The 15,973-nt window shown below is 71.1% G+C and carries 12 protein-coding genes and 1 tRNA gene; 9 read left to right on the forward strand and 4 right to left on the reverse strand.

Translation table 11 applies throughout. From position 1 onward, the window contains the following. Positions 1 to 10: 10 nt before the first annotated feature. Positions 11 to 856: an FhaA domain-containing protein gene (locus tag ACZ7MG_RS11245; protein WP_471382485.1), complete on the reverse strand. Its 846-nt coding sequence runs from the start codon at positions 854 to 856 to the stop codon at positions 11 to 13. A 485-nt stretch (positions 857 to 1,341) separates the two neighbouring features. Between ACZ7MG_RS11245 and ACZ7MG_RS11250 the strand changes: the two genes are divergently transcribed. Continuing rightward, positions 1,342 to 1,425: transfer RNA gene (locus ACZ7MG_RS11250), tRNA-Leu, on the forward strand. A gap of 445 nt (positions 1,426 to 1,870) precedes the next feature. After that, positions 1,871 to 4,681, forward strand: coding sequence for a beta-L-arabinofuranosidase domain-containing protein (locus ACZ7MG_RS11255; RefSeq protein ID WP_471382484.1), 2,811 nt, complete (start codon positions 1,871 to 1,873; stop codon positions 4,679 to 4,681). A gap of 78 nt (positions 4,682 to 4,759) precedes the next feature. Here the strand turns inward: ACZ7MG_RS11255 and ACZ7MG_RS11260 are convergent, their stop codons facing one another. Further along, positions 4,760 to 5,416 (reverse strand): FMN-dependent NADH-azoreductase, encoded by a 657-nt coding sequence (locus ACZ7MG_RS11260; RefSeq protein WP_471382482.1) that lies wholly within the window; start codon positions 5,414 to 5,416, stop codon positions 4,760 to 4,762. Between the two features lie 102 nt (positions 5,417 to 5,518). On the opposite strand from ACZ7MG_RS11260, the gene ACZ7MG_RS11265 reads away from it, so the two are divergent. The 4 genes from ACZ7MG_RS11265 to ACZ7MG_RS11280 all read left to right on the forward strand — a co-directional run bounded on the left by ACZ7MG_RS11265 (position 5,519) and on the right by ACZ7MG_RS11280 (position 9,434). Continuing rightward, positions 5,519 to 5,893: a winged helix-turn-helix transcriptional regulator gene (locus ACZ7MG_RS11265; protein WP_471382481.1), complete on the forward strand. Its 375-nt coding sequence runs from the start codon at positions 5,519 to 5,521 to the stop codon at positions 5,891 to 5,893. Positions 5,894 to 6,203: 310 nt separating this feature from the next. Beyond that, entirely contained in the window at positions 6,204 to 7,685 is a 1,482-nt protein-coding gene (locus ACZ7MG_RS11270; protein ID WP_471382480.1) for a DUF2252 domain-containing protein, read from the forward strand. A gap of 234 nt (positions 7,686 to 7,919) precedes the next feature. Further along, positions 7,920 to 8,987, forward strand: coding sequence for a J domain-containing protein (locus ACZ7MG_RS11275; protein WP_471382478.1), 1,068 nt, complete (start codon positions 7,920 to 7,922; stop codon positions 8,985 to 8,987). A 117-nt stretch (positions 8,988 to 9,104) separates the two neighbouring features. Next, positions 9,105 to 9,434 (forward strand): rhodanese-like domain-containing protein, encoded by a 330-nt coding sequence (locus ACZ7MG_RS11280; protein ID WP_471382965.1) that lies wholly within the window; start codon positions 9,105 to 9,107, stop codon positions 9,432 to 9,434. 41 nt (positions 9,435 to 9,475) lie between these two features. Here ACZ7MG_RS11280 and ACZ7MG_RS11285 read toward each other — a convergent pair whose 3' ends face one another. After that, positions 9,476 to 10,672 carry an acyl-CoA dehydrogenase family protein gene (locus ACZ7MG_RS11285; RefSeq protein WP_471382476.1) on the reverse strand — a complete coding sequence of 399 codons (1,197 nt, stop codon included), beginning with the start codon at positions 10,670 to 10,672 and terminating at the stop codon, positions 9,476 to 9,478. A 261-nt stretch (positions 10,673 to 10,933) separates the two neighbouring features. On the opposite strand from ACZ7MG_RS11285, the gene ACZ7MG_RS11290 reads away from it, so the two are divergent. The 3 genes from ACZ7MG_RS11290 to ACZ7MG_RS11300 all read left to right on the forward strand — a co-directional run bounded on the left by ACZ7MG_RS11290 (position 10,934) and on the right by ACZ7MG_RS11300 (position 14,117). Next, a complete protein-coding gene (locus ACZ7MG_RS11290; protein ID WP_471382474.1) occupies positions 10,934 to 11,914 on the forward strand; it encodes a DUF5819 family protein in 981 nt (326 codons plus the stop codon). A 101-nt stretch (positions 11,915 to 12,015) separates the two neighbouring features. Then, entirely contained in the window at positions 12,016 to 13,320 is a 1,305-nt protein-coding gene (locus ACZ7MG_RS11295) for an HTTM domain-containing protein (protein ID WP_471382963.1), read from the forward strand. Continuing rightward, complete coding sequence (locus tag ACZ7MG_RS11300) at positions 13,317 to 14,117, forward strand: TrmH family RNA methyltransferase (protein WP_471382473.1); 801 nt, start codon at positions 13,317 to 13,319, stop codon at positions 14,115 to 14,117. The genes ACZ7MG_RS11295 and ACZ7MG_RS11300 overlap by 4 nt, the downstream gene beginning before the upstream one ends. A gap of 21 nt (positions 14,118 to 14,138) precedes the next feature. Here ACZ7MG_RS11300 and paaN read toward each other — a convergent pair whose 3' ends face one another. Then, the gene (gene paaN, locus ACZ7MG_RS11305) at positions 14,139 to 15,845 is read right to left on the reverse strand and encodes a phenylacetic acid degradation protein PaaN (protein WP_471382472.1); all 1,707 of its coding nucleotides are present in this window, start codon (positions 15,843 to 15,845) and stop codon (positions 14,139 to 14,141) included. Positions 15,846 to 15,973: the final 128 nt, after the last annotated feature.

A 15,973-nucleotide genomic window follows, 5' to 3' on the forward strand; every position in this document is an offset into this window, starting at 1 on the left:
TGCCCCCGCTTCACCCTTCGGCTTGCCGGTAAATGATGGTGCTGCTGCCCACGACGATCCGCGAGCCGTCGCGGAGCGTAGCGCGGGTGGTGTGCTGCCCGTCCACCACGATGCCGTTGGTGGATCCGAGATCCTGGATCGTCGAGGGCGTTCCGGTCCGGATCTCGCAGTGCCGGCGGGAGACGCCGGGGTCGTCGATCCGCACGTCGGCTTCGGTGCTGCGGCCCAGCACCAGCGTCGGGCGGGAGATCTGGTGGCGGGTGCCGTTGATCTCGATCCAGTAGCGCATGCGCCCGCCGGCCGCCGGAGCGGCGGGCGGCCGTTGGCCGAACGGGGCGGCGCCGGGGCGGCCACCCCCGGGCGGCGGCGTGGCCGGCATGGGCGGGGCACCCGAGGGTGCCGCGGTGGGCGGGTAGCCGTAGCCGCCGGGGCGGCCGGCGGCGGGGCTCGCCGGGGCACCCGAAGGGGCCTGCTGGTCCGTGGAGCCGGCGAGCGTACGACTGCGCACCCGGTACAGACCGGTGTCGAGGTCGTCGGCCTTCTCCAGATGGACCTTGATGGGGCCCATGAAGGTATAGCGCTGCTGCTTGGCGTAGTCGCGCACCATCCCGGCGAGCTCGTCGCCGAGCTGGCCGGAGTAGGGGCTGAGCCGCTCGAAGTCGGGGGTGCTCAGCTCCACGATGAAGTCATTGGGGACGACCGTCCGGTCGCGGTTCCAGATGGTCGCGTTGTTGTCGCACTCCCGCTGGAGTGCTCCCGCGATCTCCACGGGCTGGACCTCGGACTTGAACACCTTGGCGAAGGTGCCGTTGACCAGACCTTCGAGACGTTGCTCGAACTTCTTCAGGACTCCCATGGGGCACCTCCTCCGTCGTCACCGCTCTGCGTACCGCATCGGTACTGCTTACTGATCGTATCCACGCGCCGGGAAATCGGCTGGTTCCCCCTGTCGGCCCGTTCACCGGTGTCACCCGGCGTCGACGCCCACTGAAGTCCCCTCCCGGATTCCCGCCGGAGCTCCTCTTCGAACTACCCCGTCCGAACTCTGCCAAGGATCGTAGAGGCGGCGCGAGACCAGTGTCCCGCACCGGACTGTGCACCCCGTCCCTCTCCAGTGGAGATGGCCGGGACCGGTACGAGGTTGATACGCGAACCAGTACTCGTTGATACGTACGCACGGGGGCCATGTGTTCGGTCCCCGCTGGTCGGCCGGGTCACGTCGCCGTGGGCCATGGCCGACCGCGGATAAGGGATGTGAAGCCACCCTCGTCAGCGTGCTAATCTTCTCGATGTCGGAAGGCGCCGACACCGCAAGGTACGGGGCCTGAGGACACACCCAATGCGCGGGTGGCGGAATAGGCAGACGCGCTGGATTCAGGTTCCAGTGCCCGCAAGGGCGTGGGGGTTCAACTCCCCCCTCGCGCACAGCGAAGCGGTCCCATCGTGATCACGATGGGACCGCTTTTTTTGTTCGCTCGCGAACCGCTCGGAGGCGCCGAGCGGGGTTGTAGCAGGGCTCTGAAGTGTGAGGAGTCTCTCAGGGGATTCGGCAAGGGCTTTCGGCTTCCGGTGGCGTGGGGCGGCGCGGGGGCGTGTCGCGCTCCGCGTGCGCGGTCGGGGCGGCGTCGGGGTCAGCACCGTGAATCGCCGTAGATCGGGATACGCGCGATGTTTCACGTGAAACGGTGCCGAGTGAGTGCATGCGATCGCGTAACTCGGGGTGTCGGCCTCGCCAAACCCGTCAGTACCGTTGACGCCCGTCTGCCTCATACCTATCTTCTGGTCGGGAATTCGCACAATGTTCGCAATTTCGAACATGATGCTTCTCGCTTTGCCCCGCCCCCTCACACCTGCCAGAGACGAGGCGCACATGGCACCGCCCCTCTCCCGACGCTTCCTCCTCCAGTCCGCGATACTCGCGGCGGCCGTACCGGGAGTCTCCTTCTCGGCGGGCGGCGGCCGCGCGTCGGCGGCCACCGTTCCGACACCGTCCACCTGGTCGGTGCGGCCCTTCGAGCTCAAGGACGTGACGCTCGGCCAGGGTCTGTTCGCCGACAAACGGCAACTGATGCTCGACCACGGCCGCGGCTACGACGTCAACCGGCTGCTGCAGGTGTTCCGCGCCAACGCCGGGCTCTCCACGGGCGGCGCGGTCGCCCCCGGCGGCTGGGAGGGACTCGACGGCGAGGCCAACGGCAACCTTCGCGGGCACTACACCGGGCACTTCCTGAGCATGCTGTCCCAGGCGTACGCGAGTACCGGACAGCAGGTCTACGCCGACAAGATCTCCACCATGGTCGGCGCGCTGACCGAGGTGCGCGCGGCGCTGCGCACCGACCCGCGCATGCTCACCGTCACCGGCAGATGGGGCGGCGCGCACGAGAACGTCCGGGGTTCCTACCAGTACGTCGATCTTCCGGCGGCCGTGCTGGGCGGTGCCGCGGCGATCACCCTGTCGATCTGGGTCAAGCCCACGCATGACGCCAACTGGCAGCGTGTCTACGACTTCGGCAACAACACCACCCGGTACATGTACCTGGTCACCCGCAACGCCAGTGGTGTGCCGCGCTTCGCCATCACCACCAACGGCCCCGGCGGCGAGCAGGGGCTCAACGGCACCGCCGCGCTGCCGCTGAACCAGTGGAGCCACCTCGCGGTCACCCTCTCCGGCACCACGGGCACCCTGTACGTCAACGGCACCGCCGTCGCCCAGAACACCTCGATGTCGCTCAACCCGTCCGTCCTCGGCACCCTGACGAACAACTGGCTCGGCCGCTCGAACTTCTCGGCAGACCCGGTCTACGCGGGCGCCTTCGACGAGTTCAACGTCTACTCCCGCGCCCTGACCGCGGCCGAGATCACCTCGTTCCAGAGCAACGAGGCCAAGAAGTCCGCCGCGGGGCTCGGTGACCTCGCCTCGTACTACTTCTCCGCCACCACCGGCGGGACCTTCGCCGACTCCTCCGGGCGCGGGTTGACCGCCACGCTGCGCCGCACCTGGGGCGGCCCCAGCCATCAGGGGTTCCTCGCCGCCTATCCGGAGACCCAGTTCATCGCCCTGGAGTCGATGACGAGCGGCGACTACACGAAGGTGTGGGCGCCCTACTACACGGCGCACAAGATCCTCAAGGGTCTGCTGGACGCCCACCTCGCCACGGACGACTCCCGGGCGCTGGATCTCGCGTCGGGCATGTGCGACTGGATGTACTCGCGGCTGTCCAAGCTGCCCGACGCCACCCTCCAGCGGATGTGGGGGATCTTCTCCAGTGGTGAGTTCGGCGGCATCGTCGAGACCATCGTCGACCTGTACACGATCACCGGCAAGGCCGATCACCTCGCCCTGGCCAAGCTGTTCGACCTCGACCGTCTCATCGACGCCTGCGCCGCCGGCACCGACATCCTCGACGGCCTGCACGCCAACCAGCACATCCCGATCTTCACCGGTTACGTACGGCTGTACGACGCGACGGGTGAGACGCGCTATCTGACCGCCGCGAAGAACTTCTGGGGGATGGTGATCCCGCAGCGCATGTACGGGATCGGCGGCACCAGCACGGCCGAGTTCTGGAAGGCGCGCGGGGTCATCTCGGGGACGATCAGCGACACCAACGCCGAGACCTGCTGCGCCTACAACCTGCTCAAACTGAGCCGGACCCTGTTCTTCCACGAGCAGGACCCGAAGTACATGGACTACTACGAGCGAGCCCTGCTCAACCAGGTCCTCGGCTCCAAGCAGGACAAGGCCGACGCGGAGAAGCCGCTGGTCACGTACTTCATCGGCCTGAAGCCCGGTCATGTGCGCGACTACACCCCCAAGCAGGGCACCACCTGCTGCGAGGGCACCGGCATGGAGAGCGCCACCAAGTACCAGGACTCGGTGTACTTCACCAAGGCGGACGGCAGCGCGCTGTACGTCAACCTGTACAGCGCCGCCACGCTGAACTGGTCCGCGAAGGGGGTGACGGTCGCCCAGAGCACCGACTACCCCCGGGAGCAGGGTTCCACGATCACCGTCGGGGGTGGCAGCGCGGCCTTCGAGATGCGGTTGCGGGTGCCGTCCTGGGTGGGCTCCGGCTTCCGGGTGACCGTCAACGGCACCGCGGTGAGCGGCACTCCGGCCGCGGGCAGCTACTTCACGATCCCCTCCCGGACCTGGCGCGCGGGTGACGTCGTACGGGTGACGATCCCGTTCCGGCTGCGGGTGGAGAAGGCCCTCGACGACCCGTCGCTCCAGACACTGTTCTACGGGCCGGTCAACCTGGTCGGCCGGAACAGCGCCACGAGTTATCTGTCGTTCGGGCTGTACCGCAATGCGGGGCTCTCCGGCGACCTGCTGCCGTCCCTCGCCCCGGTGAGCGGAAAACCGCTGCACTACACGCTGGACGGCACCGAGTTCGTCCCCTTCCACGAAGGGAGCGAGAACCCGACCCACGCCTACATCAGGCGCTCCGAACCGAAGGTCGTGCTCGGCGGCACGGACTCGGGCGTCGCCAACCCGGCGAAGAGCGACGGCACGACCCTGCTGGACGAGATCTGGGCCGGGGCGCCGTTCGCCGACAAGGCCGCGCTGGTGGCGCGGGTGCAGTCGACCGTCTCCTCCTGGGTGTCGGCCGGGCTGTTGGGGCAGGCCGACGGGCAGAAGGTGGTGACGACCGCGCAGAACGCGACGTACGCGGCCTGACGGGCGAGGGCGGCCGCTCCCCTGGGTTCCCCCGGGGCGCGGCCGCCCTTCGTGTTTCCCGGGGCGCCTACGCGGCGCTCACGCGGCGGCGAGGCGTTCGGCGAGGCTCTTGGCCTTGACGGCCGCGTCGTCGAGGGCCTTGGCGCGGGAGGCCTCCGCGAGCGGGATCAGCTCGCTCATCGCCGGGTTGTGCGGGGCCATCGTGAGCTCCGGGACGATGAAGTCGACCTCCAGGCCCAGGGTTTCGGAGAGGACCGCCGTCAGGTAGTTCTGCACGTACTCCAGCGGCTCGCGCGGGGTGCCCGGGGCGTAGGAGCCGCCGCGGCTGGCGACGACGGTGACCGGGGTGCCCTTCGTCCTCGACTCCGGGTTCATGGCGGTGCGGCCGATGAGGACCACGTTGTCCAGCCATGCCTTGAGGGTCGAGGGGATCGAGAAGTTGTACATGGGCGCGCCGATCAGGATCGCGTCCGCCTGCTCCAGCTCCAGGATGAGCTTCTCCCGCTCGGCGAAGGCCGCTGCCTGCTCCGGGGTGTGCGTGGCCGGGTCGGCGAAGCCGGCGGTGTGCGCGTCGGCGCCGATGTGCGGCACGGGATCGGCGTGCAGGTCGCGGTAGACGACCGTGCCGTCCGGATGCTGCTCCTCCCAGGCTTTGCGGAAGGTCTCCGTCACCGCGCGCGACGACGAGGCGCCGGCGGGGAACACGGACGAGTCCAGGTGCAGAAGGGTAGCCATGGGGAACTCCTGAAGAAGTGGCTTCGTTTTCGTACTCTACTAGAGATAACACAGTCACTTACTTTTTTTCATCCCCGTACTCGGGCCCAGTACCCTTGCCCCATGGCGGAGCAGCAGCAGGACATCCATGGCGCCGGGCCGTGCCGGCAGGTCGACGACGGCATCACCCGTGTGTTCACCCTGCTCGGCAAGCGCTGGACCGGGCTGATCGTGGCCGTGCTGATGCCGCATCCCGCACACTTCGTCGATCTGCGCAAAGCGATCCCCGGCATCAGCGAGCGCATGCTCTCCGACCGGCTCACCGAACTGGGCGCGGCCGGTCTGGTGCTGCGGGAGGTCCACGACGGGCCGCCGCTGCGCGTCGTCTACCGGCTGACCGAGGCCGGTGCCGCGCTGGAACCGGCGCTGCGGGAGCTCAAGGACTGGGCCGAGGCCCATCTGCCGCAGAGCCGGCCGTGCGCGGGGGCGACGGGGTAGCGGCGCGGCGGGCGAGAACCGTTCGGGCCTGGTGGGCGAGAACCGTTTTGGGCCTGGTGGGCGAGGACTGTTCTGGGCCCGGTGGGCGGGCCTGGGCGCACCGGCTGGTGCGTTGCCGCGCGCGCCAACCGGGCGGCGCACGGCCCGGCTTGACGAGATGGGGGCCGGGCGGCCGGTGGGCCGGTTTTCCACAGGCGTCGAGCGGCGGGGCGCGGAGTTGTCCACAGGGTCTGACGTGTTTCGGCCGTCGGCTGTACCGTCGTCACGAGTTGATGTTCGTGCGAGGACGGGTGCGGGGGAGGCGGTCGCTGTGACCGAGGCCGGGACGACGGCGGAGCCGGGGGCCGAGGCGGAATCGGCGGAGTTCGGAGACACCGGGGCGAGGGCGGCGGGGGCGCGGCCGGCCGGGACCCGGGTGCCGGCGGTGCGGGGCTTCGCCCGGTGGCCCTCGGTGGGGTCGCCCAAGGAGGAGGGCAAGGCGCTGCGCACGCGGGTGCCCCGCAGCGCGCACGCCGACCTGACGCTCACCACCGACCGGCCGGACGCGGTGTCCGCGGTGGAGGAGTCCAACCGCGGCCGGATCGCCGGCCTCACCCCGATACGGGTCGGCAGGATGGCGGCCACCCCCTTCGCGTTCCTGCGCGGCTCGGCGGGCCTCATGGCCCACGACCTCGCCCGTACGCCCATGACCGGCATCGGCACCCAGATCTGCGGCGACGCCCACGCGGCCAACTTCGGTCTGTACGGGGACGCCCGCGGTGAACTCGTCATCGACCTCAACGACTTCGACGAGACCGTGCACGGCCCCTGGGAGTGGGACCTCAAGCGCCTCGCCGCCTCGCTGGTGCTCGCCGGCCGCGAGGCGGGCGCCGACGAGGACATCTGCCGCAAGGCGGCGTACGACGCGACGGGCGCCTACCGGCGCACGATGCGACTGCTCGCCAAGCTCTCGGCGCTCGACGCGTGGAACGCCATCGCGGACGAGGAACTGGTCTCCTACACCGACGCCCACGACCTGCTGGGCACGCTGGAGCGGGTCTCGGAGAAGGCCCGCGCCAACACGAGCGGCCGGTTCGCGGCCAGGTCGACCCGGCAGGTGGAGGGCGGCGGACGCCACTTCGTGGACGCCCCACCGGTGCTGCGCCGCGTGGAGGACGCGGAGGCGGCCGCCGTGGCCGGCTCCCTGACGCAGTACCTGACCACGCTCTCGGAGGACCGCCACCCGCTGCTGGCCCGGTACGCCGTGCACGATGTGGCGTTCCGCGTGGTCGGCACCGGCAGTGTCGGCGCCCGCTCCTACGTCGTCCTGCTCCTGGACCACCGCGGTGAGGCGCTCGTCCTCCAGGTCAAGGAGGCCCGTCCCTCGGCGCTGGAGCCGCATCTCGCGACCGCCGGCTTCGAGGTGCCGGAGGTGGACCACGAGGGACGCCGGGTGGTCCTCGGCCAGAAGCGGATGCAGGTCGTCAGCGACATACTGCTGGGCTGGACCACGGTGGACGGACTTCCGTTTCAGGTACGCCAGTTCCGCAACCGCAAAGGCAGCGTGGATCCCGCGGCCCTGGCCGCCGACCAGATCGACGACTACGGCCGTATGACCGGCGCCCTCCTCGCCCGCGCCCACGCCCACAGCGCCGACCCCCGGCTGTTGTCCGGCTACTGCGGCAAGAACGACGAACTCGACGAGGCGACGGCCACGTTCGCCGTGACCTACGCGGACCGTACGGAGGCGGACCACGCGGATCTGGTCGCGGCGGTGCGGTCGGGGCGGATCGCGGCGGAGGTGGGGGTCTGAGGGAGGCCGGCAAGGTGCCCGGGTGTTCCGGAGCGGCTCCGGCAGGTCGGCGAGGGCGGCCGGGCGGGGTGGCGGCGGGCGGCCGGGCTGTGGTGAGAGGCAGTTTCCCGATGCGTCGGCCGGGGCGCCGGCCGCGTGGGCCGGGCCGACTGGTACGGCGGGGGGCTCCCGCCCCCGTCCCGGTGTGCCAGAGGCTTTCGATGGGGCCCGGAGCCGTGGCCTAGGCTGGGTCGGGTGACGACCCCGGAAGCCGAGCAGACACCGTCCGAGCGCCCCGCCGAGCCCGCCGAGGCCGTGGAGCCCGATGAGGGTGCGGAGCCTGTCGGAGGCGCGGCGCCCGCTGACGGCGCGGCGTCCACCGAGGGCTCACCGTCGGCCGGGGGTGCACCATCGGTCGGGGGTGCACCATCGGCGGGGGGAGGGGCTTCCGCTGAGGGTGAGGCCTTCCCTGGGGGTGAGGCCGGCGCCGGGGGTGACTTCTCGACCGAGGGGGTTTCGTCTGCCGAGGGTGCCGCTGCGGGGCGGCCCGAGGAGCGGCTGGAGCGGGCTGTGCGGGCGGCCGAGCAGGCGTTGATCGAGTACGAGATCGCCGTCGAGACGTTCCGGGTCGAGGTGGAGAACTTCTCCCGGCTGCACCACCAGAAGCTCGGCCCGGTGTACGCGCGGCTCGACGAGCTGGACGCCCAGATCGCCGAGGCGAAGGCCGCGCGCACCGGTGACCCCGAGGATGTGCGCAAGGCTCAGGAGGCGCGGGCCCGGGTCATGCCCATGCCGGGCGTGGAGGAGCTGTTCCACGGCTGGATGGACTCGGACGGCCTGTTCCCCGAGGCCGCGGCCATGCTCACCGACCGGCCCGTGCGGTCCCCCGAGCGGGTGCGCCCGAGCGACGAGGCCCGCAGGCTCTACCGCGAGCTGGTCCGCAAGGCCCACCCCGACCTGGCGCAGGACGACAAGGAGCGGGCGCGGCGGGACGAGTTCATAGCCCGTGTGAACGCCGCGTACGCCCGTGGCGACGAGGTGGTGCTGCGGGAGCTGTCCGAGGAGTGGGCGGCCGGGCCCGTGCCGGAGGAGCGCAGGCCGAGTCTCGCCGAGGAGCTGTACGCCCGCCTGGAATGGCTGGCCCAGCGCAAGGAATTGCTCGCCGCCGTCGCCCGGGAGCTGGAGGAGGGCGCCATCGGCTCGATGCTCCGGCTCGCCCCGGACGACCCCGACCGCCTCCTCGACGAGATCGCCGACCAGCTGCTGGCCGAGGTCGAACAGCGGGAAGCCGAGCTGGCGGGACTGCTCGGCCAGGACGGATAGCCCGGGAGGCCTCGGCAGGGAAGCCCGGGGCCTGCCGCTTCCCGGTCGGGGTGCGGAGGGCTCGGCACGTGGGCTGTCCGGTCGGGTAGCGTCGTACGCATGCATTTCGGATCTGGTGTGCCCACGGTCGAGGTCGGGGACCTCAAGGACGACGACTTCCTGCTGGACGTCCGCGAGGACGACGAGTGGCAGGCGGGTCATGCGGAAGGGGCGCTGCACATCCCCATCAGCGATTTCGTGGCGCGCTACGGCGAGCTGACCGAGGCGGCGCCGCAGGACGGCAGGGTCCATGTGATCTGCCGGTCGGGCGGGCGTTCGGCGCAGGTCACCATGTATCTCGTCCAGCAGGGCATCGACGCCGTGAACGTGGACGGCGGCATGCAGGTCTGGGCGGCCACCGGCCGCCCGGTGGTGGACGACAAGGGCGGATCGGGGTTCGTTCTCTAGGCTCGCCAGGGCATGCCCGCGATGTGTCGTGTGTCCGGCGCTCAGCCCAGGGGGTGTGTCGCGAGGAGGTCGCCGAGCGCTTCCTCGTGGGCCGCCGCGGGGCCGAGGGACAGTTCGAGGTGCTTGGCCCAGGCGTGATAGCGGTGCAGGGGGTAGTCGACGTCGGCGCCGAAGCCCCCGTGCAGATGCTGCGCGGTCTGCACGACCCGTCGTACCCCCTCCGAGGCCCAGATCTTGGCCACGGAGACGTCCCCGGTGACGGGCAGCGCGCCTCCCGCTCCGGAGGTGATCCGCCAGGCGGCCTGCCACAGCGTCGCCTCCATCGCGCGCAGGTCGATGAAGCGGTCGGCGGCCTGGACGGCGACGGCCTGGAACGAGGCGATCGGGAAACCGAACTGTTCCCGCTTGCCGGCGTATTCGCTGGTCATACGGAGGACGCCCTCGCCCAGCCCGAGCGCCAGCGCACAGGTCCCGGTGGCCAGCAGATCCCGGAGGCGCTCCCACGCGCCTTCCGCGTCGATGACGTCCCGGGCGGCGATCCGGACCGAATCCAGCCGTAGTTCCGCCAGCCGTTCACCGGCGGTGGAGATCTGCTCGGCGAGCGTGACCCCGTCGTGGACGCGGGGGACGAGGGCGAATACGGCCCGGCCGTCGGCGGCGGTCGTGTCCTGCTCGGCTCCTGTGGCGGAGGCGCCGGGGGGGACCGAGAGGGGGGCCACCGTCGCGGGGACGACGACGAAATCCGCGTTGTGTGCCCAGGGCACGGCCGTCTGTACGCCGTCCAGGACCCAGGCGCCGTCTGCGTCCCGGCGCGCGGTCACGGCGAGTTCGGCCGGGTCGTGGCCGGTGCGGCCGTGCGCGGCGACGGTCAGGACGGTCTCGCCCCGGCCGACGCGCGCGAGCAGATCCGCCTTCAGCTCCTCGCTCCCGTGCTCCTGCACGGCCACCGCGGCGGCGCTGGTCTCCAGCAATGGTCCCCTGGCCAGCACTTTCGCCGACTCGCGCAGTACCAGGCACAGCGCGATCGGGTCGAGGCCCGACCCCCCGTACGCGGGGTCCAGCAGCAGGCCCAGCAGGTCGGCGTCGGCGAGTTTCGTCCACAGGGCCCGGTCGAAGTCGTCGGCCACGGCCCCCGGCGCGAGCGACGGGCTGGGTACCGCGTCCGGCGCGACGCCGGCGAACACCGCCCTCGCCGCCTCGGCCGCCGCCTGCTGCTCCTCGGTGAAGGTGAAGTCCACGGTCCCGCCCCTTCCGTGTCGCCGATGACGGGGCGTCAAGATAGAACAGGTTCTAGAAGAAGGGAATGGTGTGGCGGGGCCGCGGAGGCCGATCGCACCGCGCCGTAAGGTGTCCCCCGCTGTGGATAACCTCATCGGTGCCGTGTGAGCGGTGTGACGATGTGACTGTTGTGGCCATCGGGGCTGTGCCGGGGGAACGCGGCTGAGTAAGTTCCGGTGGGGAAAGCGGACCGGGTAGTGGGAATCGGGGAGCGGGGCGGAATGGACGCGAACGACGAGGGCTCTGGCGCCCGGCGGGGGCCGGACGAGCCCGAGGGCTCCGCCTCCGCGAGCGATGCGACCGCGAAGGCGCGCATTCCCCGGCAGGCCACGGAGGCAGACCCGGAACCGGTTCCGGTTCCCGCTCCGGCCTCGGACCCCGCTCCGGCCTCAGAGCCGGCGTCGGAGACAGCGTCGGCGTCGGAGCCACCGCCGGACGAGCGGCTGTCCGAGCCGCCACCTCCCCCGCAACCCGAACGCACGGCCGAGGCGACGCGCTCGGCCTCCGGTATCGCCGCGCTCACCCTGCCGTACCAGATAGCCGTGGCGCTGGTGCTCGCGGTCGTGGCGGTGGGGACCTGCGCGCATCTCGGGCTGGTGTTCCTCCATATCGCGCCCTCGAACACGCTCACGAAGCAGCATGGGCGGGCGGTGGACGAATGGGTGTACCCGGAGTTCGAGCAGAACTGGAAGCTGTTCGCGCCGAACCCGTTGCAGCAGAACATCGCGGTGCAGGCGCGCGCCGAGGTCCGTACGGCGGACGGTGAGCGGCGCGAGACCGGTTGGTACGACCTGTCCGCGCTGGACGGCGCCGCGATCGACGGCAATCCGATCCCGAGCCACACCCAGCAGAACGAGCTGCGCCGGGCCTGGGACTTCTATGTCGCCACGCACGACGGCGAGCACCGCGCCACGTCCTCGCGGGGCAACCTCTCCCAGCACTATGTGCGCCGCATCGTGGTGATGCGCCTCGACCGTGAGCAGGCCGCCGGCCCCGGCGGGGTGATCGAGCGGATCCAGCTCCGGTCCCGTACCACCAATGTGCCGTCGCCCGAGTGGAGCGAGGAAAAGGTGTCCGACAAGCCCGTCGTCCGTGAGCTGCCCTGGTGGTCGGTGAGCGACAACGACCGTACGGACGCCGCCGCCAACGCGGCCGGCGCCGACCGGGGCGTCACCGGCCGTACGGAGGCGAGCGCCGAATGAGCTCCATGAGCCCGACCGGGCGTCCCGGCAATCCCGAGCGTCCTGTGCGTCCTGAGTATCCGACCGACGGTCCGGTGGCTCCGGTCCGGCCGGTGAGCCCGCTGGGGCGTCTCACCGCCGCGATAGGGAACGGGATCACCCGTGTCTCGGACCGCGCGCTGGGCCCGTACCAGAGCGCGATCATCCGTATCGGCTTCTCCGCGACCTGGCTGCTGTTCCTGCTGCGCGAGTTCCCGCACCGGCGTGAGCTGTACGGACCCGACGGGCCGTGGAGCTGGGAGCTGGCCCAGCAGCTGATCGGGACCAACGACGCCTTCACGGTGCTGATGTGGTCCGACAGCATGGTGTGGTTCGAGATCGTCTACGCCGTGGCCGTCCTGTCCACCCTCCTGCTGCTGCTCGGCTGGCGCACCCGCGCGATGAGCGTGCTCTTCATGGTGGGCGTTCTCTCGCTGCAGAACCGCAGTGTCTTCATGGGGGACGGCGGCGACAACGTCCTGCACCTCATGGCGATCTACCTCGTCTTCGTCCGGTGCGCCCAGGTCTGGTCGCTGGACGCACGGCGCGCACGGCGCACGCGCGAGCGCCTGGAGCGTGACGGCAGGGCACCGGAGGACCGGGGCGGCCCGGCCCTGTGGTGCGTGCTCGGGTTCGCGCTGCTGGTGGCGACGTTCGGCGGGCTGATCCCCGGCGGTCTGCTGGGCGGCTGGCTGACGTTCTTCTGGGGGCTGTGGGCGGTGCACGGCCTCTTCTGGGCCGTCGGCCGCATCGAGTCGGACCCCAAGCCGCGCGTGCTGCTCGACATCGTCGGCAATCTCACGCACAACGCCGTCCTGCTCGTGATCATGGCCGAGGCGTGTCTGATCTACGCGGCGGCCGGCTGGTACAAGGTCCAGGGCGGGCGCTGGCAGGACGGCACGGCCGCCTACTACCCGCTCCACCTGGACTACTTCTCGCCCTGGGCCGCGCTCTCCGACCTGATGACGTCCAGCGGCACGATGGTGATGCTGGTGACGTACGGGACGGTGATCGTGCAGGTCGCCTTCCCGTTCACGCTCTTCAACCGGCGGGTCAAGAACGTCCTGCTGGCGGTCATGATGACCGAACACGCGGTGATCGCCGTCGTGCTGGGACTGCCGTTCTTCTCGCTCGCGATGATCGCCGCCGACGCCGTCTTCCTGCCGACGCCCTTCCTGAAGCGCGTGGGCGGTCTGGTGGCACGCGCGCGTGACCGCGTCGTACGTCGTGTGCTGCCGGGGCGGGCCCGTACGGTCCCGGGGCCGCGTGACCCGCAGCGGCCACCGCTCCCGCAGGAGACGGAGACGGAGACGAAGGAGACCGGGGCGGGGGCGGAGAAGAAGGAGGCGGGGACGGCCGAGCAGGCCCACGTAGGCTTCACCGCATGAACGATCCGGTGAAGGTTCCGGTGAACGATCTGGTGAGCGGACCAGAGGGCGGGCCGGCGGACGTCCCCCTGCGGGCCTGGCGCCGTCTCGCCGAGACCGCCGTCCTGCTGGACGGTTTCCACGCCCTCAAGCACGCCGTGCGTTTCGACGCCGAGGTGCCGGTGGCGGTCACCGCCGACCGCGCGGCGGCGCTCGCCCTCGCCGACGAACTGGCCCCGGACGTACGGGACCGGCTCGCGGGCCTTCTGCGCGAGGTCCCGGAGGAGACGTACCGGACTCTCGTGCCGCGCCCGCATCCCACCGCCGTCGCGGCGCTGGCCGTGCGCCCCTCGCGCGCGGACCGGCTGGCGCTGCTCACCCGCGTCCCGCGCACCGCCCCGGTCGTCGTCCTCGACAACCCGCGCAACCTGGGCAACGCGGGGGCCGTGATCCGGCTGGCCGCCGGTTTCGGCGCGACCGGGGTGGTCACCACGGGCACCCTGGACCCCTGGCACCCCACGGTCGTACGCGGCGGGGCGGGCCTGCACTTCGCGACCGCCGTCGAACACCTGGACGTCGCCGACCTGCCCCCGGGACCGCTCTTCGCGCTCGACCCCGAGGGCGACGACATCCGGGGGCTGAAGCTCCCGGACGACGCCGTCCTCGCCTTCGGCTCCGAACGCAGCGGTCTCTCCCCCGAACTTCGCGCCCGGGCCGACCACTTGCTGTCCCTCCCGATGCACCCCCAGGTCTCCAGCTACAACCTGGCGACCAGCGTGGCGATGACGCTGTACCACTGGAGCCTGGATTCCCACTGAGGCCCAGGCCCTATTGGCCCGCTACGCCTCGCGGCGTACCTCGACCACCCGGAAGCGATTGGCGACGAACGCCCCGTCGCACAGCGCCGCGTTGGCCGCGGGGTTGCCGCCCGAACCGTGGAAGTCCGAGAACGCCGCCGTCTGGTTCACATACACCCCGCCCGTGAGGTTCAGCGACAGCTGCGCGCACTCCTCCAGGCAGACCTCCTCCACGGCCTCGGCCACCTCGCCGGAGGTCGTGTACGCGCCGACGGTCATCGCGCCCTTGTCGGCGATGGTGCGGCGCAGCAGCTCCAGCCCGTCGGTGGTCGAGTCGACGGCGACGGCGAACGACACCGGCCCGAAGCACTCGCTCATATAGGCGGCCTCGTCCTCGGTCCGCTCCCAGAACTTCCGCGCGCCGTCGAGCTTCACGATCACCGGCGTGCGGACGACCGCGTCCGGGAACTCGGGGTGGGTGATCTCCCGCGAGGGGATCGCGACCTCGCCGAGCGAGGCGGCGGCGTCGAGGCGGGCCTTGACGTCGGGGTTGACGATCGCGCCGAGCAGCGCGTTCGCGCGGGCGTCGTCGCCCAGCAGACCGCCGACCGACCTGGCGAGGTCGGCGACGACCTCGTCGTAGGACCTGGGGCCCTCGTCGGTGGTGATGCCGTCGCGGGGGACGAGGAGGTTCTGCGGGGTGGTGCACATCTGGCCGCTGTACAGGGACAGGGAGAAGGCCAGGTTGGAGAGCATGCCCTTGTAGTCGTCGGTGGAGTCGACGAGCACCGTGTTGACGCCGGCCTTCTCCGTGTAGACCTCCGCCTGGCGGGCGTTGGCCTCCAGCCAGTCGCCGAAGGACGTCGAGCCGGTGTAGTCGATGATGCGGATCTCGGGGCGGGTGGCCAGGTCCTTGGCGATGCCCTCGCCGGGGCGTTCGGCGGCCAGCGCGACCAGGTTGGGGTCGAAGCCGGCCTCGGTGAGGACCTCGCGGGCGACCTGGACGGTGAGGGCGAGCGGCAGCACCGCGCGCGGGTGGGGCTTCACCAGGACCGCGTTGCCGGTGGCGAGGGAGGCGAACAGGCCCGGGTAGCCGTTCCACGTGGGGAAGGTGTTGCAGCCGATGATCAGGGCGATGCCGCGCGGGACCGGCTTGAAGCGCTTGGTGAGCGCGAGCGGGTCGCGCTTGCCCTGGGGCTTGCTCCACTGAGCCTCGTCGGGCGTGCGGACCTGCTCCGCGTACGCGTACGCCACCGCCTCCAGGCCGCGGTCCTGGGCGTGCGGGCCGCCCGCCTGGAACGCCATCATGAAGGCCTGGCCGCTGGTGTGCATGACGGCGTGGGCGAACTCGTGGGTGCGGTCGCTGATCCGCTTGAGGATCTCCAGACACACCGCCGCGCGCGCCTCGGCGCCCGCGTCGCGCCACGCGCGCTGCCCGGCCTTCATGGCCGGCAGCAGCGTGTCGACGTCCGCGTGCGGGTAGGTGACGCCCAGCTCGATGCCGTACGGGGAGACCTCGCCGCCGACCCAGTCGTCGGTGCCGGGCTGACCGAGGTCGAGGCGGGTGCCGAGGAGGGCGTCGAAGGCGGACTTGCCCTCGGGCATGCCCAGGCTGCCGTCCTCGCCGTACGCCTTGGGGTGCTCGGGGTGGGGCGACCAGTACGCGCGTGTGCGGATCGCTTCCAGTGCCTGGTCGAGGGTGGGCCGGTGCTTGGCGATCAGGGCGTGCGCGGACGGTTCGGCGGCCATGCTTGACCAACTCCTCACGTCAGGGGCTCTTCTTCGAGCTCTGACCTGGGCAGGATTGAATTTGGGGGGTGGCGCGAAGCGCCTCGTGCAGGGTGGTGGTGGGCGACGGGCGGGCGGACAGAGTTAGA

Source organism: Streptomyces sp. NPDC107538 (assembly GCF_055657445.1).

What these genes read in the sequence shown, in the direction of transcription:
- ACZ7MG_RS11245 (WP_471382485.1), bottom strand. Translation starts at nt 856, where the DNA reads ATGGGAGTCCTGAAGAAGTTCGAGCAACGTCTCGAAGGTCTGGTCAAC.
- ACZ7MG_RS11255 (WP_471382484.1), top strand. Translation starts at nt 1,871, where the DNA reads ATGGCACCGCCCCTCTCCCGACGCTTCCTCCTCCAGTCCGCGATACTC.
- ACZ7MG_RS11260 (WP_471382482.1), bottom strand. Translation starts at nt 5,416, where the DNA reads ATGGCTACCCTTCTGCACCTGGACTCGTCCGTGTTCCCCGCCGGCGCC.
- ACZ7MG_RS11265 (WP_471382481.1), top strand. Translation starts at nt 5,519, where the DNA reads ATGGCGGAGCAGCAGCAGGACATCCATGGCGCCGGGCCGTGCCGGCAG.
- ACZ7MG_RS11290 (WP_471382474.1), top strand. Translation starts at nt 10,934, where the DNA reads ATGGACGCGAACGACGAGGGCTCTGGCGCCCGGCGGGGGCCGGACGAG.
- ACZ7MG_RS11300 (WP_471382473.1), top strand. Translation starts at nt 13,317, where the DNA reads ATGAACGATCCGGTGAAGGTTCCGGTGAACGATCTGGTGAGCGGACCA.
- paaN (WP_471382472.1), bottom strand. Translation starts at nt 15,845, where the DNA reads ATGGCCGCCGAACCGTCCGCGCACGCCCTGATCGCCAAGCACCGGCCC.